Annotated in this window: 18 protein-coding genes and 1 tRNA gene; 8 read left to right on the top strand and 11 right to left on the bottom strand. The window is 64.8% G+C overall.

Annotated features, from left to right (window positions below; genetic code table 11):
• Positions 1–102 precede the first annotated feature (102 nt).
• The 6 genes from HMPREF9465_RS02650 to HMPREF9465_RS02675 all read right to left on the bottom strand — a co-directional run bounded on the left by HMPREF9465_RS02650 (position 103) and on the right by HMPREF9465_RS02675 (position 6,173).
• A tRNA-Met gene (locus HMPREF9465_RS02650) sits at positions 103–179 on the bottom strand.
• A gap of 59 nt (positions 180–238) precedes the next feature.
• Positions 239–1,078, bottom strand: a complete 840-nt coding sequence (thiD, locus tag HMPREF9465_RS02655) for a bifunctional hydroxymethylpyrimidine kinase/phosphomethylpyrimidine kinase (RefSeq protein WP_005433851.1) — start codon at positions 1,076–1,078, stop codon at positions 239–241.
• Positions 1,039–2,352 carry a 3-deoxy-D-manno-octulosonic acid transferase gene (locus HMPREF9465_RS02660; RefSeq protein ID WP_005433852.1) on the bottom strand — a complete coding sequence of 438 codons (1,314 nt, stop codon included), beginning with the start codon at positions 2,350–2,352 and terminating at the stop codon, positions 1,039–1,041. Before HMPREF9465_RS02660 ends, thiD begins: the two co-directional genes overlap by 40 nt.
• Positions 2,349–3,311 carry a lipopolysaccharide heptosyltransferase I gene (gene waaC, locus HMPREF9465_RS02665; protein ID WP_005433853.1) on the bottom strand — a complete coding sequence of 321 codons (963 nt, stop codon included), beginning with the start codon at positions 3,309–3,311 and terminating at the stop codon, positions 2,349–2,351. The genes HMPREF9465_RS02660 and waaC overlap by 4 nt, the downstream gene beginning before the upstream one ends.
• Entirely contained in the window at positions 3,312–4,766 is a 1,455-nt protein-coding gene (locus tag HMPREF9465_RS02670) for a hypothetical protein (protein ID WP_005433854.1), read from the bottom strand.
• A 24-nt stretch (positions 4,767–4,790) separates the two neighbouring features.
• Positions 4,791–6,173, bottom strand: a complete 1,383-nt coding sequence (locus tag HMPREF9465_RS02675) for a phosphomannomutase/phosphoglucomutase (protein ID WP_005433856.1) — start codon at positions 6,171–6,173, stop codon at positions 4,791–4,793.
• A 211-nt stretch (positions 6,174–6,384) separates the two neighbouring features.
• Between HMPREF9465_RS02675 and rfaE1 the strand changes: the two genes are divergently transcribed.
• From rfaE1 to rfaE2, 4 genes are read left to right on the top strand one after another with little or no spacing between them, the layout of a single operon-like run.
• Entirely contained in the window at positions 6,385–7,305 is a 921-nt protein-coding gene (gene rfaE1 / locus HMPREF9465_RS02680; protein WP_051008970.1) for a D-glycero-beta-D-manno-heptose-7-phosphate kinase, read from the top strand.
• 12 nt (positions 7,306–7,317) lie between these two features.
• A complete protein-coding gene (gene rfaD, locus HMPREF9465_RS02685) occupies positions 7,318–8,322 on the top strand; it encodes an ADP-glyceromanno-heptose 6-epimerase (RefSeq protein WP_005433860.1) in 1,005 nt (334 codons plus the stop codon).
• Positions 8,319–8,897 (top strand): D-glycero-beta-D-manno-heptose 1,7-bisphosphate 7-phosphatase, encoded by a 579-nt coding sequence (gmhB, locus tag HMPREF9465_RS02690; RefSeq protein WP_005433862.1) that lies wholly within the window; start codon positions 8,319–8,321, stop codon positions 8,895–8,897. Before rfaD ends, gmhB begins: the two co-directional genes overlap by 4 nt.
• Positions 8,894–9,388, top strand: a complete 495-nt coding sequence (gene rfaE2, locus HMPREF9465_RS02695) for a D-glycero-beta-D-manno-heptose 1-phosphate adenylyltransferase (protein WP_005433863.1) — start codon at positions 8,894–8,896, stop codon at positions 9,386–9,388. The genes gmhB and rfaE2 overlap by 4 nt, the downstream gene beginning before the upstream one ends.
• Before the next feature lie 83 nt (positions 9,389–9,471).
• On the opposite strand, the gene galU is transcribed toward rfaE2, so the two are convergent.
• Positions 9,472–10,311 (bottom strand): UTP--glucose-1-phosphate uridylyltransferase GalU, encoded by an 840-nt coding sequence (gene galU, locus HMPREF9465_RS02700; RefSeq protein ID WP_005433865.1) that lies wholly within the window; start codon positions 10,309–10,311, stop codon positions 9,472–9,474.
• Between the two features lie 107 nt (positions 10,312–10,418).
• Between galU and HMPREF9465_RS02705 the strand changes: the two genes are divergently transcribed.
• Positions 10,419–11,243, top strand: coding sequence for a symmetrical bis(5'-nucleosyl)-tetraphosphatase (locus tag HMPREF9465_RS02705; RefSeq protein WP_005433866.1), 825 nt, complete (start codon positions 10,419–10,421; stop codon positions 11,241–11,243).
• A gap of 7 nt (positions 11,244–11,250) precedes the next feature.
• Here the strand turns inward: HMPREF9465_RS02705 and HMPREF9465_RS02710 are convergent, their stop codons facing one another.
• Together HMPREF9465_RS02710 and ruvX are read right to left on the bottom strand one after the other, a co-directional pair.
• Positions 11,251–12,102 (bottom strand): lysophospholipid acyltransferase family protein, encoded by an 852-nt coding sequence (locus HMPREF9465_RS02710; RefSeq protein WP_005433868.1) that lies wholly within the window; start codon positions 12,100–12,102, stop codon positions 11,251–11,253.
• Positions 12,103–12,113: 11 nt separating this feature from the next.
• Positions 12,114–12,509 carry a Holliday junction resolvase RuvX gene (gene ruvX / locus HMPREF9465_RS02715; protein ID WP_005433870.1) on the bottom strand — a complete coding sequence of 132 codons (396 nt, stop codon included), beginning with the start codon at positions 12,507–12,509 and terminating at the stop codon, positions 12,114–12,116.
• Positions 12,510–12,659: 150 nt separating this feature from the next.
• Here ruvX and galE point away from each other — a divergent pair, with 150 nt between their 5' ends.
• Positions 12,660–13,655, top strand: a complete 996-nt coding sequence (gene galE, locus HMPREF9465_RS02720) for a UDP-glucose 4-epimerase GalE (protein WP_005433873.1) — start codon at positions 12,660–12,662, stop codon at positions 13,653–13,655.
• A 98-nt stretch (positions 13,656–13,753) separates the two neighbouring features.
• Here the strand turns inward: galE and HMPREF9465_RS12175 are convergent, their stop codons facing one another.
• A complete protein-coding gene (locus HMPREF9465_RS12175) occupies positions 13,754–14,668 on the bottom strand; it encodes an SDR family oxidoreductase (RefSeq protein ID WP_051008971.1) in 915 nt (304 codons plus the stop codon).
• A 31-nt stretch (positions 14,669–14,699) separates the two neighbouring features.
• Positions 14,700–17,486, bottom strand: a complete 2,787-nt coding sequence (gene uvrA / locus HMPREF9465_RS02730; RefSeq protein WP_038006407.1) for an excinuclease ABC subunit UvrA — start codon at positions 17,484–17,486, stop codon at positions 14,700–14,702.
• A gap of 143 nt (positions 17,487–17,629) precedes the next feature.
• On the opposite strand from uvrA, the gene HMPREF9465_RS02735 reads away from it, so the two are divergent.
• Complete coding sequence (locus HMPREF9465_RS02735) at positions 17,630–18,832, top strand: MFS transporter (RefSeq protein WP_038006409.1); 1,203 nt, start codon at positions 17,630–17,632, stop codon at positions 18,830–18,832.
• Between the two features lie 25 nt (positions 18,833–18,857).
• Positions 18,858–19,346 (top strand): single-stranded DNA-binding protein, encoded by a 489-nt coding sequence (locus HMPREF9465_RS02740; RefSeq protein WP_005433879.1) that lies wholly within the window; start codon positions 18,858–18,860, stop codon positions 19,344–19,346.
• Positions 19,347–19,437: the final 91 nt, after the last annotated feature.

Raw genomic sequence — 19,437 nt, forward strand, 5'->3', positions numbered from 1 at the left:
GTTTAGATCCGGGGACGATGTTTAGAGCCGCAGGACCATGGCCTGCGGCCGGGAAAGAAAAAAGCCCCGCGCTTCAGTGGAGAAGGCGGGGCTTTTGAAATCTGGTGGCGCATCACGGACTCGAACCGCGGACACAAGGATTATGATTCCTCTGCTCTAACCGACTGAGCTAATGCGCCGTTGAGGACTGAGATTATGCAGCCTTCCCAATCCCCCGTCAAGGAGGCGTTACAAATTTTTACACCCTCTCCTTCCAGAGGCGCCAGAAGTGGTTCGTGGGACCGTGGCCGTGGCCGACGTCGAGCTCGCCTGCGTGTCGGACGGCGCCCGTCAGGTACTCCTTGGCGCGGCGGCAGGCCTCGGGCACGTCGACCGACTGCGGCAGGAAGGCCGCGATGGCGGACGAAAGCGTGCAGCCCGTGCCGTGCGTGTTCTTCGTCGGTACGCGGGGAGCCGTGAAGGGAACCGAGACGACGTTGTTGAAGAGCAGGTCGTAGGCGGACTCGCCCTCAAGATGGCCGCCCTTGAGATAGACCCAGGCGTTTCGACGCCCGAGGAGCTTCCAGAGCTCGCGGGCGACTTCGGGGAACTCCTCCTCCGTCACGTCCTCTTCTCGTCCGAGAAGGCACATGGCTTCGGGCAGGTTGGGCGTGATGATGGTGGCGAGCGGCAGGAGCCTCTCCTTCAAGGCGTCGACGGCGTCAGCCGCAAGCAGCCGGCTGCCGCCCTTGGCGACCATGACGGGGTCGAGCACCACGAAGCGGGGCTTGCGGCGCACGAGCGCGTCGGCCACCGTCTCGATCTGCTCGACCGTGCCGAGCATGCCGATCTTGACCGCGTCGATGCGAACGTCGTCAAAGAGCGTGTCGATCTGCTCCTTGAGGAAGGTCGCGGGCACGGGCATGACGCCCGTGACGGTCTGCGTGTTCTGAGCGGTCAGGGCCGCGATGACGCCGCAGGCATAGGCGCCGCAGGCGCTCATGGCCTTGACGTCGGCGAGAACGCCCGCACCGCCCGAGGGGTCCACCCCCGCGATGCTTACGACGTTAGGGATGCTGTTTTCTGTGCCTTCTGCCACAAGACCTCCAATATCGTCATCATTCGCTGAGTCGCGCCCGCATACTGCCTCGAAAAGCCGAGGGCAGCCTCGCTCGCGCTCACGCGGGTTTCGGGAACGTCAAGCCAGTGCTCGAACCGGTCGAGTGCCTCCTCGGGAGTCTCGACCTGCACCATGGCGCCGGCGGACAGGCCGTCGCGGATGACCTTCTGAAAGTTGAAGATGGACGGTCCCACGACGATGGGCGAGCCTGCAAGCGCGGGCTCGATCACGTTCTGGGAGCCGTGGTTCTGAAAGGATCCGCCCATGGCCGTCATGTCGGCCAGAGCGCAGTAGAAGCTCATTTCGCCCATGCTGTCGCCGAGCACGACGTCGGTGTCGGCGGGCACGTCGGCGGGCTCCGCAATCTGCGAGCGGCGGCAGACCTTGAGGCCTGCGCCGGTGAGCGTGCGGAAGACCTCGTCGAAGCGCTGCGGATGACGCGGCACCAGCCAGAACTGCGCACGCCTGAGAAGTTCGGGACGGGTGGCCATGGCCTTCGCAAACAGCACCTCCTCGCCCTGACGGGTCGAGGCGATGAGCGCGACGGGGCGGCTGAGCGACGCCTTCCAGGCACGCGCGGCGGCCTCCTGGGAGGCGTTCGGACGGATATCGAACTTGACGCTGCCGCAGACGGTGACGTTGCGTCCGCCAAGGCTCTCAAGACGCTCCTTGTCCTCCTCGCTCTGCGCGAGGATGGCCGTGAAGCTGCCGAAGGCGGGGCCCATCACGTCGAGGAACTTCTCGGCCTGAGCGCGGGACTTCTCGCTTTCGCGCGCATTGGCAAGCACCATCGGCACGCCGCACCGCTTGGCCTCGCTCATGAGGTTCGGCCACACCTCGGTCTCCATGATGATGCCGATCGTGGGCTGGGTCTGGCGGAAGAACTTCTCGACGGCATACGGCGCGTCGTAGGGCAGATAGCACTGATGGATGCGGTCGGGCGCAAGCGCCACAAGCTTAGCGCCGGCCTCGCGACCCGTCGGCGTCATGTGCGTGAGCAGCACGTCGCACTCAGGCCAGCGCTCGAGAACCGCCTCGAGCAGCGGCTTAGCGGCATTCGTCTCGCCCACGCTCACGGCGTGGATCCAGACGCGCGGACGCCCCGTCTTGAGCGGAAAGCTCGACCAGGCGAAGCGCTCGTCCCAGAACTGGCGGTAAGCGGGCTGGCGGCGGGAGCGCCACATCAGATAAAGACTGGCGAGCGGGAGCGCAACGACGCTCACCGCCCTGTACATGGACGGAGTGATTCTCACAAGCGTTCTCCCTGAACGGCGACGAGCGCCTTCCAAACCTCGTCGACGTCCGGACACTGTCCGATGCCGCCGAGGCTGCGCACGGGACCGTCCCCGACAAGCTTCAGGGTCTCGGTCGGCGTGGAGACGAAGATGCCGACGCTCGGACGACCGAGCGCCGCCCCGAGATGGGCAAGCCCCGTGTCGACGCCCACGACGCACTCGGCACGGGCCAGCGTGGCGGCCGTCGTCGCCAGAGTGGTCCTCGGAGCCACTTCGGCGCCGGGAATGGTCCTGACCAGACGCTCCACGCGCTCGCGCTCGACGTCGCTGCCCCAGAAGAGAACGCTTCTGAGGCCTGCGCCGGCGAACTTGCGGCCCAGATGCGTCCAGTACTCCTCGGGCCAGAGCTTTTCGTCACGGCTCGTATTGACGGCCAGCGCCGCATAGGGACCGGCGGGCTTCACGGACGGCTCCGCATTCGCCTGCAGGCCGAAGACGGGCCTTTCGGGATCGATCTCGTAGCCGAGAGCTTCGGCTGCGGCCATGCGGTAGCGGCGCACGGCGCCGAGCGATGCGGGCAGATCAAGCTTGCGGGCATAGGCGAGCGAGGCGATCGGCTCGCGGGCCGTGCCCCAGCTGTAGCCCGTGGCGGGAACGCCCGCCCAGCGGGCGACCATCGCCGAGCGCATCAGCCCCTGGATGTCGAGCACGACGTCGTAGTGTTCGGCGCGAAGCGCATTCTTCACGTCCGCCATTTCGGCTCGGACGGGACCCGAGAGAATGGCCTTGCGCCAGCGGCGGAAGGCCGTCACGTGAACCTTGGAGACTGCGGGGGCGAGCGTCGGAATGTCGCGGAAGCTCTCTTCCGCAACCCAGTGAAGCTCGGCCTCGGGCAGAGCCTGCCTGATGTCATGAGCCACGGGCAGCGCATGAATGATGTCGCCCATGGAGGAGGACTTGATGACGAGGATCTTCAATTAAAACCTCACCTCTTCCGCAACTGCAGTCATCGGATCCTCGCCACGTTCAGCGCGCTTGCTCAGGCGCTTGCCAAGCTCGACGCCGGGCTGGTCGAAGGGGTTGATGCCGAAGAGCGTGCCGAGCATCGTCGTCTTGTGCTCGTACATGGCCATGAGCGCGCCGAGGCGGCGCGGCGTCACGGCGTCCATCACGATGGCTGAGACGGCGTTGAAGCAGGGATTGTCGGGATCGCGCATGATGAGCGCCTCGGCCTGAGCTCGGGCGTTGGCGAGCAGCACGCGGTAGTGCTCCGCATAGCGGTGGCCGGGCATCTCGCTCCAGAGGAGATCGATGCTGGCGCGGCCCGTGCCTTCGCGAAGCCACTGGTAGAAGCTGTGCTGGGCCTCGTTGCCGTTTGCGCCCCAGACGGCCTGGCCGGTCCTGCCGGGGATGCGGCGGCCGTCAGGCGTGTGGTTCTTGCCGAGCGACTCCATCTCGAGCTGCTGCAGCCAGGGCACGATCACGCGCAGGCGCTCGTCGTAGGGCAGCACGCAGTGCGTGCTGATCTCGAGGCGGTTGGCGTTCCAGAACGCAATCATGGCCAGCGTCGCGGGAAGGTTCTTCTCAAGCGGCGCCGTCAGCGAGTGGCGGTCCATTTCGGCCGCGCCCTGCAGGAACTCGAGGAAAACCTCGGGCCCGAGAGAGAGTGCGAGCGGCAGGCCCACTGCGCCCCAGACGGAGAATCGGCCGCCGACCCAGTCCCACATGCGGAAGAAGTTCTCCTCGGGCAGGCACATCTGGGCGGCCGCGTCGGGGTTGGCCGAGACGACCACCATGTGGTGCGCACGGTCCGTGCCCACGATGCCGTGGTTGAGCAGCCACTGGTCGACGGCTGCGGCGTTGACGAGCGTCTCGCGGGTGCCGAAGCTCTTCGAGGAGACGACGACGAGGGTCGTCAGCGGATTGCAGACGTCGAGAATGCGCTCAAGGAGCACGCCGTCGACGGTGGAGAGAAAATGGACGCGGATCTTCGGATTGGAGGGACGAAGCGCATGGTAGACCGCGTGCGGCCCCATGTCGGAGCCGCCGATGCCGACGTTGATCACGTCGGTGATGCGGTCACCCCTGCAGCCGAGGCGGATGCCCTCGCGCACCTGGCGCGCGAAGTCGAGCATGCGGCGACGCTCGCGGTCGACCTCGGCGAACTTCGGCGCACCGGCCGAGAAGGATCGCAGCGAAGTGTGAAGCGCTGCGCGCCCTTCGCTCGGATTGACGATCTCGCCCGCCATCATGCGGCGGTGCGCCTCCTCGACGCCGCGCGTGCGGCAGTGGTCGACAAGGCGCTTGAGGTCCTCGCCCGTCAGGCGCTGGCGGGAGATGTCAAGGCGGATCCCGCAGGCGGTCACCATGGTGTCCACGCCTGCGCTGTCGCGCAGGAAGGGAAGCAGGGTCCAGTTGTTCGAATCAGTCATGAGGAAAATTCCTGACGCGGTCTATCAGAAGGGAAGCTCAAGCGACGGCTCGACCTTGAGCAGCACCTCCGCAAAGGTCTTCTTGATGCGCTCGAGCGCCTCGGGCGTGTCGCCTTCGAGACGAAGCACGACGACCGGCGTCGTGTTGGAGGAGCGGGCGAGCGCGAAGCCGTCGTTCCACTCGACGCGCACGCCGTCGATCGTGATCACGTCAAGCGCGTCGTCAAAGCGGGCCTCCTTCTGCAGGCGGGCGATGAAGGCCTTGTTCTCGCCTTCGGCCATGCGGATCTGCAGTTCGGGCGTGTTGACGGCGCTCGGGAGCGCTTCAAGCGCGGCGGACGGATCCGCCTCGCGGGAAAGGATTTCAAGGATGCGGGCGCCGGCATAAACGCCGTCGTCAAAGCCGGGCCAGCGGCCGTCGTTGAAGAAGAGATGGCCCGACATCTCGCCCGCGAACGGAGCGCCCGTCTCGCGCAGCTTGGCCTTGACGAGAGAGTGGCCCGTGCAGCTGATCGTCGGGACGCCGCCGCAGGCTTCGATCCAGGGCACCAGACGGCGCGTGCACTTGACGTCGTAGACGATCTGGGCGCCGGGATGATGCGCAAGGATGTCCTTCGCAAAGAGCATCATCTGACGGTCGGGATAAATGATCTCGCCCGACTTCGTCACGACGCCGAGGCGGTCGCCGTCGCCGTCGAAGGCGAGGCCGAGCTCGATGCCGTCCTTGAGAACCGCCTTCTTGAGGTCCTCGAGATTGGCGGGCTTGGAGGGATCGGGATGATGGTTCGGGAAGGTGCCGTCAACGTCCGTGAAGAGTTCGGTCACCTCGCAGCCAAGGGACTTGAAGAGCCTGGCGGCGACGGGGCCGGCGACGCCGTTGCCCGCATCGATCGCAATGCGCATTGAGCGCTCGAGGCGCACGTCGGAAAGGACGCGCTCGAGATAGGCGGGCACCACGTCCTCACGGCGGATCGTGCCCGGCACCTCGGCCGTGCGCCAGTCCTCGTTCCGGATGCGGGCGAGAATGCCCTGAATCTGGTCGGCGAAGAGCGTGATGCCGCCGATCATCATCTTGAGGCCGTTGTATTCGGGCGGATTGTGCGAGCCGGTCACGGCGACGCCCGTGCCGTTGCCGAAGTGGACGGTGGCGAAGTAGAGAACGGGCGTCGGCACCATGCCGATGTCGATGACGTCCACGCCTGCGGAAGTGATGCCCTCCATCAGGGCGCCCGCGAGCCTCTCGCCCGACAGGCGGCCGTCGCGGCCGACGCAGAACGAGGTCCTGCCGGCCTCGTGCGCCATCGTGCCGAGCACCCGGCCGATCTGGCGGACGGCATCCTCCGTCAAAGTCTTGTCAACAATGCCGCGAATGTCATAAGCCTTAAAAATAGAGGCGTCGGGCGCCATAATTTCTCTCCTCGTATTAGTCCGCAGGCGCTGGAACGGGGCCTGCGCCTGCTTCAGGTAATTAGATAATTGTAGCCAATCGGTGACTTCCGCCCAAAACCCGATTGCAACCGTTGGCAAACGCACGGCCGCGCCGACGCGAGGGCCCGCCAACCATTACAATCAGGGCACGTCTACCACCATGGCGGCCGTTGCGCCGCCCGCAAGTTTTATGGACAAACAGACTCTTTCCAAAGCCCGCGTTCTCGTGACGGGCGATGCCATGCTGGACCGCTACTGGTTTGGCGACGCCGAACGCATCTCCCCCGAAGCGCCGGTTCCCGTTGTGCGCATCAGCCGCACCGAAGAGCGCCTCGGCGGCGCGGCCAACGTCGCGGTCAACATCGCCAGCGTCGGCGGCCGCTCCTCCCTGCTCTGCGTCGTCGGCAACGACGAACCCGGCCGCACGCTCGAACGCTTTGCGCGCGAACAGGGCATCACGCCGCACTTCCAGTTCGACGAATCGCTCGACACGACCGTCAAGCTGCGCGTCGTGGCCCGCCAACAGCAGATGCTTCGCTGCGACTTCGAGTCGCATCCCGCCGAGGAGGTCCTCAACAAGCACCTCGACAAGTTCCGCGCCCTGCTCGCCGAACACGACGCCCTGATTCTCTCCGATTACGGCAAGGGCGGCCTCTCCCACATCGTCTCCATGATCGCCATGGCGCGCGATGCGGGCATCCCCGTCCTCATCGATCCCAAGGGCGACGACTACTCGCGCTACCGCGGCGCCACGATGCTCACGCCCAACCGCTCCGAACTCCGCCAGGTCGTCGGCTCCTGGAGGACCGAGGAGGAGCTCACCGCCAAGGCCCAGGGCCTGCGCGCCGAGCTCGGCCTCAAGTACCTCCTCCTCACCCGCAGCGAGGAAGGCATGACCCTTTACTTTGAAGGCGGCCAGATCACCGTGCCCACTCAGGCGCGCGAGGTCTACGACGTCTCGGGCGCGGGCGACACCGTCATCGCCATCCTCGCCACCATGCTCGCCACGGGCATGACCGTCGAGGAAGCCGTCCGCACGGCCAACCGTGCCGCCGGCGTGGTCGTCGGCAAGCTCGGCACCGCCACCGTTTCTTATGAAGAACTCTTTTAAGGATTGACTGCCATGAGCATTCTCGTCACCGGCGCCGCCGGCTTCATCGGCTGCAACAACGTTCTCGCCCTCAACGAGCGCGGCATCACCGACATCATCGCCGTCGACAATCTCGAGCGCGGCGAAAAGTACCAGAACCTTGCCAAGTGCAGCATCTCCGACTACTTCGACAAGCGCGACTTCATCGCCCGCGTGCGTGACGGCTCCGCTCCGAAGCCCGAGGCGATCTTCCATCAGGGTGCCTGCTCCGACACGATGGAGCACGACGGCAAGTACATGATGGAGAACAACTACCGCTACACGCTTGAGCTCTACCGCTGGGCCCAGGAACTCGGCATTCCCTTCATCTACGCCTCCTCCGCCGCCACGTACGGCGCGCACCAGGAGTTCATCGAGGACGTCCGCTATGAAGGCCCGCTCAACGTCTACGGCTACTCCAAGTACCTCTTTGACCAGGTGCTTCGCCGCGAACTCAAGAGCCTTCGCGCTCCCGTGATCGGCCTGCGCTACTTCAACGTCTACGGCCCGAACGAGCAGCACAAGGGCCGCATGGCCTCCGTCGCCTTCCACCAGTACTTCCAGTACCGCCGCACGGGCAAGGTCAAGCTCTTTGAAGGCTGCCTCGGCTACGGCAACGGCGAGCAGTCCCGCGACTTCGTCTATGTCGGCGACGTCTGCAAGGTGCTTATGCACTTCCTCGACAAGCCCGTCTCCGGCGTCTACAACTGCGGCACGGGCCGAGCCCAGCCGTTCAACGACGTCGCCCTGTCCGTGATCAACGCCCTGCGCGAACACGACGGCAGGCAGCAGCTCACGCTCGAAGAGGCCGTCGCGACGGGCGAGCTCGAGTACATCGCGTTCCCCGAAGCCCTCAAGGGCAAGTACCAGGCCTTCACGCAGGCCAACCTCGAGAACCTGCGCAAGGCCGGCTGCGACGTCGAGTTCCGCACGGTTCAGGAGGGCACCCGCGAGTACATGCAGAACCTCCTCGCCGCCTTCCCGAACGTGGAAGAATGATGAGAAAGGCCGCATTTCTCGACCGTGACGGCGTGATCAACATCGATCACGCCTACGTCCACAAGATCGAGGAGTTCGACTGGGTTCCGGGCGTCCTTGAGGCCGCCCGCGCCCTCTCGGAAGCAGGCTACCTGCTCGTCGTGGTCACCAACCAGTCGGGCATCGGACGCGGATACTACGACGAAGCCGCTTTCACCCGCCTCACCGACTGGATGAAGGCCCGCTTCGCCGAGGCGGGCGCCCCCGTCGCAGGCGTCTACTTCTGTCCACACCATCCCGAAAAGGCGAATCTGCCCTACCGCATGGACTGCGACTGCAGGAAGCCCCGTCCCGGCATGCTTCTCAAGGCTGCCGAGGACCTCGGCATCGACCTTTCGACCTCGATCATGTTCGGCGACAAGCCGGGCGACATGACGGCAGGCCGCGCCGCAGGCTGCGTTGAGCGCATTCAGCTCGGCACCGACGGCCTTGAGGCCCCCGTTCCCTCCGCGGACGCCACCGGGGCCTTCAGGAGTCTGGCCGACGCCGTCGCCTCCCCCTGGTTCGCACAACTCAAGCAAAGGAGTCTCCCGTGAGCACCCGTCTACCCGCCCCTGCCTTTGAAGGCAAGATCTGCACGATGGACGAGCTCGCCGAGCGCGCCGCCGCGCTTGCGCATCCGGTCGTCATGACCAACGGCGTCTTCGACATCCTGCACCGCGGCCACGTCACCTACCTCGCCCAGGCCCGCAGCCTCGGCGGCAGTCTCGTCGTGGCCATCAACAGCGACGCCTCCGTCAAGATGCTCGGCAAGGGCGACGACCGTCCGATCAACACCGAGGCCGACCGCGCCGCCGTACTCGCCTCGCTCGAGTCCGTCTCCCTCGTGGTCGTCTTCCAGGACAAGGTGCCGCTCAAGGCCGTCGAGCTTGCCCACCCCGACATCTACGTCAAGGGCGGCGACTACCGCATCGAGGACCTCCCCGAGGCGAAGCTCGTCGCCACCTGGGGCGCCAGGACCGTCACGGTTCAGTTCGAGCACGAACGCTCCACCACGGCCCTTCTGAAGAAGGTCCGCGGCGCCTGACGGCCTCCCGAAGCCCTCTGAAACAACAAAACCCGCACGGCTGTCGGCCTGTGCGGGTTTTGTCATTCTTGCGGAAGGCGGGATCAGTTGATCTTGAAGCCGCGCTTGCGTGCGAAGTGAATGGTCGCGTCAAGGAAGCCCTGCTTGCTGCCGCAGTCAAAGCGCGTGCCCTCGAAGCGGTGGGCGTAGGTCGGCACCGTGTCGAGCGACGAGGCGATGCCGTCGGTGAGCTGGATTTCACCGCCGACGCCGACCGTGACCTTCTCGAGGTAGTCGAAGACTTCGGGTTCGAAGACGTAGCGGCCGATCACGGCCATACGGGACGGCGCGACCTTGGGGTCGGGCTTCTCGACGATGCCGCGCATCTGGGAGGTCTGCAGGCTCGTGTCATCCACGCTCACGATGCCGTACTTGTTCGTGGCTTCGGGAGCAACGTCCTGGACGGCGATCACGGAACCGCCGCCGCGGGCTTCGCGCACGGCCGTCAGCTGGCCGATGCAGGAGCTCGGAGCGTCGACGAGGTCGTCGGCGAGCATGACGCCGAAGGGCTCGTCACCCACGACGGGCTTGGCGCACAGCACGGCGTGGCCGAGGCCGAGGGCTTTGGGCTGGCGGATGTAGATGCACTTGACGCCGGCGGGAACGATGCCGCGCACGAGCTCGAGAAGCTCGTCCTTGCCCTTTTCCTCAAGCTCGCGCTCGAGTTCGGGATAGGAGTCGAAGTGGTCCTCGATGGCGCGCTTGTTGCGGCCGGTCACGAAGATCATTTCGGTGATGCCCGCCGCAGCGGCTTCCGCCACTGCGTACTGGATCAGGGGCATGTCGACCACGGGGAGCATTTCCTTGGGCATCGCCTTCGTGGCGGGAAGAAAGCGGGTGCCGAGACCGTTGACGGGGAACACGACTTTGCGAACAGGCTTCATTGTCTTGTGACCAATAAAAAGTACAATTGAGAAAATCAGGGTTGTCCCTCAGTCGGGGCAATCAACGCTGAAATTGTCGTAAAGACTAGCACGAATTAGAGATTCTTATGGTCACGAACCCGTACTTCGCCATCGGCGACCTGCAGGGCTGTCTGGAAAGCCTGGACGGTCTGCTCGAACAGCTCCCGGAGGACGCCCCGCTCATCTTCCTCGGCGATCTCGTCAACAGGGGGCCCGAATCGCTAGCGACCCTTCGGCGCGTCGCTGGCCTCGGCAGCAGGGCGCGATGCCTGCTCGGCAACCACGACCTGCACCTTCTGGCCGTGGCGGCGGGTGCGAGCAAGGTGCACAAGAAGGACACGATCGGAGAAATCTTCGAGGCGCCCGACGCGGACGAACTCATCGAGTGGCTCAGGCACCAGTCCATCATGATCGAAACCGAGGACGCCGTCTTCGTGCATGCGGGCGTTCATCCGCTCTGGACGCTGGAAAAGGCCAGGGGACTCGCACGCGAGGCCGAGGCCGTGCTGTCGGGGCCCGACTGGAAGGCCATGCTCCAGCAGATGTACGGCAACAGCGACTGGGACGACGGGCTCAAGGGCGGCGAGCGCATGCAGGCCATTCTCAACTGCTTCACGCGCATGCGTTTCGTGGACAAAAAGACGGCCGAGCTCGACTTCAAGCAGAAGGAGGACATCGGCTCCGCACCCAAGCACCTGATCCCGTGGTTCGAATACTCGAAGCGCCCCATGGCGGGCACGCCCATCTGCTTCGGCCACTGGTCCATGCTGGGCCTCATCCGCCGCGACGACATCGTGGCCATCGACACGGGATGCCTGTGGGGCGGGAAGCTCACCGCCGTGCGCTTCCCCGACAGGCGGATCTATCAGGAGGACTGCCCCTGCTGGGCAGACCCCTTCAAATACAAATAAGTCCGTCTCAGACGGTCTTTTCGGCTTCGGCCTTCGTTTCGGACATGGCCTGCAGGCGGCGCCTGCGGGCCTCTTCGCGTTCAGCGGTGACGTCGGAGACGCCGAGCGCCCCCGACATGAGCGCGGATGCCTCAAGGCAGAGCGCCTGGCGGGTCTTTCCGTCGACGGAGACGGGATCGAGCACCGTCACCTCGACGTCGAGTCCCGGCGTGAAGAGGATTCGCTTGAGGACCGTGAAGAGCGCGACGTCCCCCGCATAGGAAACGAGCCCGCTCGGCTTGCCGTCGAGCGTGTATCGGAGCGTCACGGGCAGAATCTGCGCGCCCGAGCGGACGGCGGCCTCGAAGAGATTCGGATGAAAAGGCAGAAGCTCAAGGCCGTTGCCCGTCGTGCCCTCGGGAAAGAAGAGCACGTTGGTGCCCTCGTTGATGGCGCCCGCCATGGCGTCGGCGATCTCAAGCACGGCGCGCTTGCGGTTGCGGTCGATGAAGAGCGTGCCTGTTCCCCTGGCGATGAAGCCGAAGACGGGCCAGGAGGCGATCTCCTTCTTGGCGACGAAGCGGCACGGAAGGACCGCATCGAGGATGAAGATGTCGATGAAGGAAACGTGGTTTGCACAGACCATGTAGCCCGGTCCCTCTCCGTTCACGCCGCATTCGGCGCTCTGCGCGACGGGCACCGCGCCCCTGACGGTCATGCGCACGCCGAGCACGCGCATGAGCACGCGGCAGACGCGCCTGACGCAGCGGCCGCGGCCCTTGCGGCCGACCAGCGGGAAAAGCACGAGAAGGATGAAGAGGATCACAAGGATCATGATCCCCACGGCGGCCATGCGGCCGCATCCGATGACATAGCGCATGAAAGGCTTCCTCAGGCGACGGCGTCCTGCTCGTCGAAGTACTGTTGCAGGATGACGGCGGCGGCCTCGTCGTCGATCTTGTCCGCGCCGTGTTCGACCATCACGGACGAGAAGCGCTCGTCGACGGTGCGCACGGGCAGGCGGAAGCGGCCGCCGAGCTGGCGGGCGAAGCGCTCGCAGCGGGGCGTGAGGTCGCAGTCCGTGCCGTCCCCGTGACGGGGTACGCCGACCACCAGAAGCACGGGCTCCCATTCCTTCACGAGGGCCTCGACGGCCTTCCAGCGCTCGTCGTTCGTTCTGGCATGAATGATCGTGACGGGCTGCGCGCTGCGCGTGAGCGTATTGCCCGAGGCGACGCCGGTTCTGGCCAGTCCGAAGTCAAAGCAGAGTACGGTTCCTTCCTGCATGCTCGATCCTGCAAAAAACTGTGATTATACGGCCGGGCCGCACGCCGATTCGGGAAGACTGTTGTTGCAATCACGCCGCAGCATTACAATGCCACCACCCCAGGGGACGGCGCTCCCGCGCCTCCCGTCTTCACCTCGCAGGACCCAGACATGAACATTCTGCTCACCGGCGGCATGGGCTTCATCGGCTCCCATACGGCCGTCGTGCTCATCGAGGCCGGCCATGACGTCGTGCTCTTCGACAATCTCTCCAACGCCGACCGCTCCGTTCTCGACCGAATCGAGACGATCACGGGCCGTCGCCCCGTCTTCATCGAAGGCGACATCCGCGACGCCGCCGCCATGGAGAAGGCGCTCGACGGTGTCGACGCCGTCATTCACTTCGCAGGCCTCAAGGCCGTGGGCGAATCCGTCAGCAAGCCCGTCGAGTACTACGACAACAACGTCAACGGCACGCTCGTGCTGCTCGCGGCCATGCGCAGGAAGGGCGTCAACCGCATCATCTTCAGCTCCTCGTCGACGGTCTACGGCACGCCCGAGACGCTTCCCCTCACCGAGGATTGCCCGACCGGCGAACCGACGAACCCGTACGGCCGCTCGAAGCTGCACATCGAGCAGATTCTCGCGGACGTCTGCCGCGCCTATCCCGAATTCAGCGCCGTCTGCCTGCGCTACTTCAACCCGATCGGCGCCCATCCCTCGGGCCTCATCGGCGAGGATCCCAACGGCATTCCGAACAACCTGCTGCCCTACGTCGCCCGCGTGGCTCACGGCACGCTGCCCCGCCTGCGCGTCTTCGGACACGACTACCCGACGCCCGACGGCACGGGCGTGCGCGACTTCATCCACGTGATGGACCTCGCCGACGGCCACGCCAAGGCCGTGCCCTACATCATGAACCACACGGGTTGGATCGCCATCAACCTCGGCTGCGGCCGCGGCTACAGCGTCCTCGAAGTCGTCAAGGCCTTTGAAAAGGCCAGCGACCGTTCCGTTCCCTACGAACTCGTCGACCGCCGCGAGGGCGACATCGCCGCCAACTGGTGCGACCCCGCCCGCGCCGAAAGGCTCCTCGGATGGAAGGCCTCCCGCACGATCGACGACATGTGCAGGGACGCCTGGAACTTCGAGTCCAACAAGCGCTGACGCACCGCTCCCCTACAGGAGAGCCAAAGTTATCCACGGCCGCCCCCTTGGCGGCCGTTTTCATTTCATCTTATTGAAATTCAAGGAGATTCAGACTCTCATTTTTGAGTTATCCACAGGGATTTTTTGGCCTCAACCACGATATCCACAGACTTATCCACACCCTCCATCCACCGTTCCGTCCGCGGAAACTCGTCCTTTTTGAGACTCGAGAGCCGGCAGTTGAGCGGCCTGAAGCCGTCGTCGGCATCCGTTCTCCGCATGCCCTCCCTGGCCTTTCGGAAGCGAATGGCCAGCTTGAATTCACCGAGCCTGATGGCCCGGTCCTCGGCCGCCTCCAGTGCATGAACGGCCATATCGGCCCTGCTGATCCAGCCGCCTTCCTCCACGTAGTGGACCGTCGTCAGTCGATCGACAGGCGTCAGTTCGGGCAGGGCGTCCCAGGTCCATCGGGCGAGCGCCTCCGTCGAAGTAGGCGTACCGATCTGAGAGGCGGTCACGCAGAGAGCCCTGCCCTCGGCCGCCGCCGACAGAATGGCTTTCACGAAGTCGCGCTCGCCGCTGTGAAGCCAGCCCGCGCGCACGATCGCTCCCGAAACGCCGCTTTCCTCAAGGAGCCTCTCCCCCTCGTGCTTCGTGACGCCGTAGACGCCCGCCTGTCTGGGATGGGCCTCGGAAGCTTCGTTCCAGGGTGAGGAACCCTCTCCCGAAAAGACATAGTCCGTCGAGAAGTGCACGATCCTGACGCCCGTGCGGGCGAAAAGACGCCCCATGGCGCCGGGCGCCACGGCATTGACAGCCCGCGCAGCGGCCGCGTTCGTCTGGGCGCCCGCCACGTCCGTCCAAGCCGCGGCATTGATCACGACGTCGGGCCTAGCGAGCGCAATGACGGCCTCGACCGCCCGAATGTCCGTTACATCAAGCTCCGCATGCGTCAGCGCCGTCACTTCGAGCGTCTGCGGACGGCTCTCCCAAAGCGCCCTGCCGAGACGGCCCGACGCACCCAAAATCATCACGGACACAGATGTATTTCCTTATATCGACTTATAAAACACGCTTCAGATAAGGCGACGAGACGCTGTCGGACTCCGCCACTTCCTCAGGCGTGCCCTCGGCCATGATGACGCCTCCGTTCTCACCGCCGTCGGGGCCCATGTCGACCACGTAATCGGCGCACTTGACGACGTCGAGGTTGTGCTCGATGAGGAGGACGGTGTTGCCCTGATCCGTCAGGCGGCGCAGGACGCCGAGAAGCTGCTCGATGTCCTTGAAGTGAAGGCCCGTCGTGGGTTCGTCGAGGATGTAGAGCGTGCGGCCCGTTTCGGGTCGCGACAGCTCGGCGGCGAGCATGATGCGCTGGGCCTCGCCGCCCGAGAAGGTCGTCGCGCTCTGGCCGAGCTTGATGTAGCCGAGGCCGACGTCGGCGAGCGCCTGCAGGACGCGCTTGATCTTCGGATAGGCGTCGAAGAACGGGAGCGCCTCGTCGACGGTCATCTCGAGCACGTCGGCGATGTTCCTGCCCTGATAGGTCACCTCAAGCGTCTCCCTGTTGTAGCGGCGTCCATGGCAGACGTCGCAGGGCACGTAGACGTCGGGCAGGAACTGCATCTGCATGCAGACGATGCCGTCGCCCTGACAGGCCTCGCATCGGCCTCCCTTGACGTTGAAGCTGAAGCGGCTTGCCGCGTAGCCGCGTTCGCGCGCAGTCTGCGTCTGTTCGAACACCTCGCGGATGGCGGAGAAGATGCCCGTATAGGTCGCAGGGTTCGAACGGGGCGTGCGTCCGATGGGCGACTGGTCGACCATGATGACCTTGTCGAAGGCCTCGATGTTCTCGATGCGTCCGTACGGAAGCGGCCGCATCGTCGTCGCACGGTTGATCGTGCGGGACATCGCCGCATAGAGCGTGTCGATGACGAGCGAGGACTTGCCCGAGCCCGAAACGCCTGTCACGACGCTCAGAAGTCCGACGGGAACCCTGAGGGTGACGTTGCGCAGGTTGTGGCCGCAGGCGCCCGAAAGCGTAAGCCAGCCGCGCTCGGGCTTGAGGCGCTCCTTCGGCACGGGAATCTTCAGCTCGCCCCTGAGGTATTTGCCCGTCAGGGAGCGCTCGCTTGCCATGACCTCCTCGGGCGTGCCGGCAGCGAGAACCTCGCCACCCTTCTCGCCCGCACCGGGCCCCATGTCGACGAGATAGTCGGCCGAACGCATGGCGTCCTCGTCATGCTCGACGACGATGACGGTGTTGCCGAGGTCCCTCAGGTCGGCGAGGCTCTTCAAAAGCCTTTCGTTGTCACGCTGATGCAGGCCGATGCTCGGCTCGTCCAGAACGTAAAGCACGCCCGAGAGCCCCGAGCCGATCTGGCTCGCAAGCCTGATGCGCTGCATCTCGCCGCCCGACAGCGTGTCGGCGCGGCGGTTCAGGGAGAGATAGCCCAGCCCCACGTTCTCAAGGAAGGCGAGGCGGCTCGAGATGGCCGCCGTCAGACGCTCGGCCACCGCAGCCCTGCGCTCCGAGAACTCAAGTCCCGCGAACGCCGCTCGAAGCTGCGAGAGGCTCATCGAGTTCATCTCGCCGTAGGAGTAGCGCTTGTCGCCGTCCCCCACGTAGACGGACAGAAGCTCGGGGCGAAGTCGTTCGCCCTTGCAGACGGGACAGGTGACGTCGGAGCGGTACGTCTCGAGACCCTGCCTCATGTAGCTGAGGGTCCTCGGATCGTCCCACTGCCTCTGCAGGTCGTTCATCACGCCGATGAAGGGCACCCGTAGCTTGCGCGTCTGCTCGTTGCCATAGAGGAAGACCTGCTTCACCTCTTCCGGATACTCGCACCAGGGCGTGCGGACGGACACGCCGAGCACCTCCGCCGCAGCGGAGATGAGCTTGAACTTGACGCCGTTCCTCGCATCCCATCCCGGGATGGCGCCCGCCTCAATCGATCCCGTCTCGGCCGTTACGACCTTCCCTGCGTCGAAGGCCCGCACGGTACCCGTGCCTTCGCAGGCCGTGCAGCATCCGGCGGGATTGAAGGGGGAGAAGTGAATGGGTTCGAGCGCAGGAACGCTGAAGCTACAGAGCGGACAGGCGAACTGCGTGCTGAACTCGTAGTGCATCCCCGTGCCGAACTCCTCGATGTAGACGCGGCCGTTGCTCAGGTCGGATGCGCTCTGGCAGCTTTCAGCCAGACGAGTGCGGGCCTCGGGCGAGACCTTGAGACGGTCGACCACGACGTCCACGTCGTGCGGCCGGCCGTCGTTGAGGGACGGTGCAACCTCGAGAACCTGAACGACGCCGTCGATCCTGAACCTCACGTAGCCATCGGCGAGGGACTTCTCGAAATACGCCTTGAAGTTGCCCGTCTTGCCGCGAGAAACAGGTGCGAGCACCATGATCTTCGCGCCGTCCGAGAGCGTGAGCGTGCGGTCGACGATCGAGGCGATCGAGCTCATCTCCAGATGCTTGCCGTGCTCGGGGCAGTAGGGCACGCCCGCGCGGGCGAAGAGAAGCCTCATGTAGTCCGAGATTTCGGTGACGGTGCCCACGACCGAGCGCGACGAGCCCGAACTCCTGCGCTGTCCGATGGCGATGGAGGGCGAAAGTCCATCGATGCCGTCGACGTCGGGCCTCGGACGCAGCTCAAGGAACTGCCGCGCATAAGCCGAAATGCTCTCCACGTAGCGGCGCTGCCCCTCCGCGTAAAGCGTGTCGAAGGCGAGCGAACTCTTGCCGCTGCCCGAAAGTCCCGTGATGACCGTGAGCTTGTCTCGCGGGATATCCAGACTGACGTTCTTGAGGTTGTGGGTGCGCGCGCCACGCACGGAAATGGCTTTCATCATGTGAAGACGGCTCTTAAGGGCAAAATCAAACTAACAAATATAGACTGTCCTACCGTTCGGGGAAAGGATGTCCTCCCGACTTTTCATTCTTACGGCTACTCATGCGCGCCAAACACGATCCCTCAAACGCCTCCGGAGCCATGACGGCTCAGGAGAAGCGTTCCAGCATCTCCCTCGCAGGCATTTTCGCCCTGCGCATGCTCGGACTCTTCCTCATTCTTCCCGTCTTCGCAGTCTATGCCAGGCACCTGCCCGGCGGAGACAGCGACTTTCTCGTCGGCCTCACGCTCGGCATCTACGGCCTCACCCAGAGCGTCCTGCAGATTCCGTTCGGCGCTGCGAGCGACCGTCTCGGCCGCAAGCCCGTCATCGTCGCCGGCCTCCTGCTCTTCATTGCAGGCAGCGTCGTCGCCGCCATGGGCACCACGATCTGGGCCGTCATGATCGGCCGCGCGCTTCAGGGCGCGGGCGCCATCTCCGCCGCCGTCACCGCGCTCATTGCGGACAGCGTGCGCGACCACGTCATCACGAAGGCCATGGCGCTCGTCGGCGCCTCGATCGGCCTCACCTTCGCGTTCAGCCTCGTCGCCGCCCCGCCGCTCACCGAACTCTGGGGCGTGCCCGGACTCTTCTGGCTCACGGCCGTCCTTTCCGCAGGCGCCGTCTGGATCGTCCTCAAGGTCGTGCCCGACGTGCCCGCCGTCGCCACCGAGGAGGCGGACGACCACCAGCCCTGGCCCAAGGTCGCCTTCGACCCTCAGCTCATGCGCCTCAACGCGGGCATCTTCTGCCTGCACTGCGTGCAGATGGCCCTCTTCGTCGTCATTCCGACGCAGCTCGTCGAGATGGGACTTCCCGTCCTGCACCACTGGTACATCTATCTTCCCGCCGTGCTCATCGGCTTCGCCGTCATGATGAAGCCCATCATCTGGGCCGAGCGCAACCGCAAGGTCGCCTCGCTCCTGCGCATGAACGTGCTCCTTCTCGCGGTCGTCTTCGTGCTCTTCTCCTTCCTGATGCACTCCGTCTGGGAGGTGGCCTTCCTCGTGACGCTCTTCTTCATCGGCTTCAACATCCTCGAAGCCACGCTGCCCGGCCTCATCTCGCGCACGGCCCCCAAGGCCGACAAGGGGCTTGCACTCGGCATCTACAACACGACGCAGAGCTTCGGGCTCTTCGTCGGCGGCGCCGCGGGCGGCTGGATCGCCCAACATTTTTCATCGCAGGCCGTGTTCTATGCATCGAGTTTTGCTATGCTTTGTTGGTTCCTGCTTGCACTTGGCCTCAAGGAGCCCAAGCCCCGCAGACAGCATGAACAAGGTGAAGCAATTCAAGTTCGATAGATATAATTTTGCAAGTTAGTTAATCATGGCTTCCATCAACAAGGTAATCCTGATCGGCAATCTCGGCCGAGATCCCGAAACCCGCTACACGACGGACGGCGGCACCGCCATCACGACGCTCAACATCGCCACGACGCGCCGCTACCGCAACGCCGAAGGCCAGACCGTCAGCGAAACCGAATGGCACCGCGTGGTCCTCTTCTCCCGCCTTGCCGAAATCGCCAAGGAATACCTCCACAAGGGCAGCCAGTGCTACATCGAAGGCCGCCTGCGCACCCGCAAGTACCAGGCCAAGGACGGCACTGACCGCTACGCCACCGAAATCATCGGCGAAACGATGCAGCTCCTCGACCGCCGCCAGTCCGACAACCAGGGCATGGACGACGGCTTCGAAAGCGCTCCGCGCGCCTCGCGTCCCGCTCCCCAGCCAGCTCCCCAGCCAGCCCGCCAGAGCGCCCCGGTGACGTCCAACACCCCCTTCGACCAGCTTGAAGGCGACGACGTTCCGTTCTAAGAGGTGTGTAGCACTTTAGTGCCACCCCCCTGCGCATGAAAGCGGGGAATTAAATTAGGGCGTACAACCACGGTTGTACGCCCTAAAATCT

Source organism: Sutterella wadsworthensis 2_1_59BFAA, assembly GCF_000297775.1.
Classification (GTDB): Bacteria; Pseudomonadota; Gammaproteobacteria; order Burkholderiales; family Burkholderiaceae_F; genus Sutterella; species Sutterella wadsworthensis_A.

What these genes read in the sequence shown, in the direction of transcription:
- HMPREF9465_RS02670 (WP_005433854.1), bottom strand. Translation starts at nt 4,766, where the DNA reads ATGACTGATTCGAACAACTGGACCCTGCTTCCCTTCCTGCGCGACAGC.
- HMPREF9465_RS02675 (WP_005433856.1), bottom strand. Translation starts at nt 6,173, where the DNA reads ATGGCGCCCGACGCCTCTATTTTTAAGGCTTATGACATTCGCGGCATT.
- rfaE1 (WP_051008970.1), top strand. Translation starts at nt 6,385, where the DNA reads ATGGACAAACAGACTCTTTCCAAAGCCCGCGTTCTCGTGACGGGCGAT.
- rfaD (WP_005433860.1), top strand. Translation starts at nt 7,318, where the DNA reads ATGAGCATTCTCGTCACCGGCGCCGCCGGCTTCATCGGCTGCAACAAC.
- gmhB (WP_005433862.1), top strand. Translation starts at nt 8,319, where the DNA reads ATGATGAGAAAGGCCGCATTTCTCGACCGTGACGGCGTGATCAACATC.
- galU (WP_005433865.1), bottom strand. Translation starts at nt 10,311, where the DNA reads ATGAAGCCTGTTCGCAAAGTCGTGTTCCCCGTCAACGGTCTCGGCACC.
- HMPREF9465_RS02705 (WP_005433866.1), top strand. Translation starts at nt 10,419, where the DNA reads ATGGTCACGAACCCGTACTTCGCCATCGGCGACCTGCAGGGCTGTCTG.
- HMPREF9465_RS02710 (WP_005433868.1), bottom strand. Translation starts at nt 12,102, where the DNA reads ATGCGCTATGTCATCGGATGCGGCCGCATGGCCGCCGTGGGGATCATG.
- ruvX (WP_005433870.1), bottom strand. Translation starts at nt 12,509, where the DNA reads ATGCAGGAAGGAACCGTACTCTGCTTTGACTTCGGACTGGCCAGAACC.
- galE (WP_005433873.1), top strand. Translation starts at nt 12,660, where the DNA reads ATGAACATTCTGCTCACCGGCGGCATGGGCTTCATCGGCTCCCATACG.
- HMPREF9465_RS12175 (WP_051008971.1), bottom strand. Translation starts at nt 14,668, where the DNA reads ATGATTTTGGGTGCGTCGGGCCGTCTCGGCAGGGCGCTTTGGGAGAGC.
- uvrA (WP_038006407.1), bottom strand. Translation starts at nt 17,486, where the DNA reads ATGAAAGCCATTTCCGTGCGTGGCGCGCGCACCCACAACCTCAAGAAC.
- HMPREF9465_RS02735 (WP_038006409.1), top strand. Translation starts at nt 17,630, where the DNA reads ATGACGGCTCAGGAGAAGCGTTCCAGCATCTCCCTCGCAGGCATTTTC.
- HMPREF9465_RS02740 (WP_005433879.1), top strand. Translation starts at nt 18,858, where the DNA reads ATGGCTTCCATCAACAAGGTAATCCTGATCGGCAATCTCGGCCGAGAT.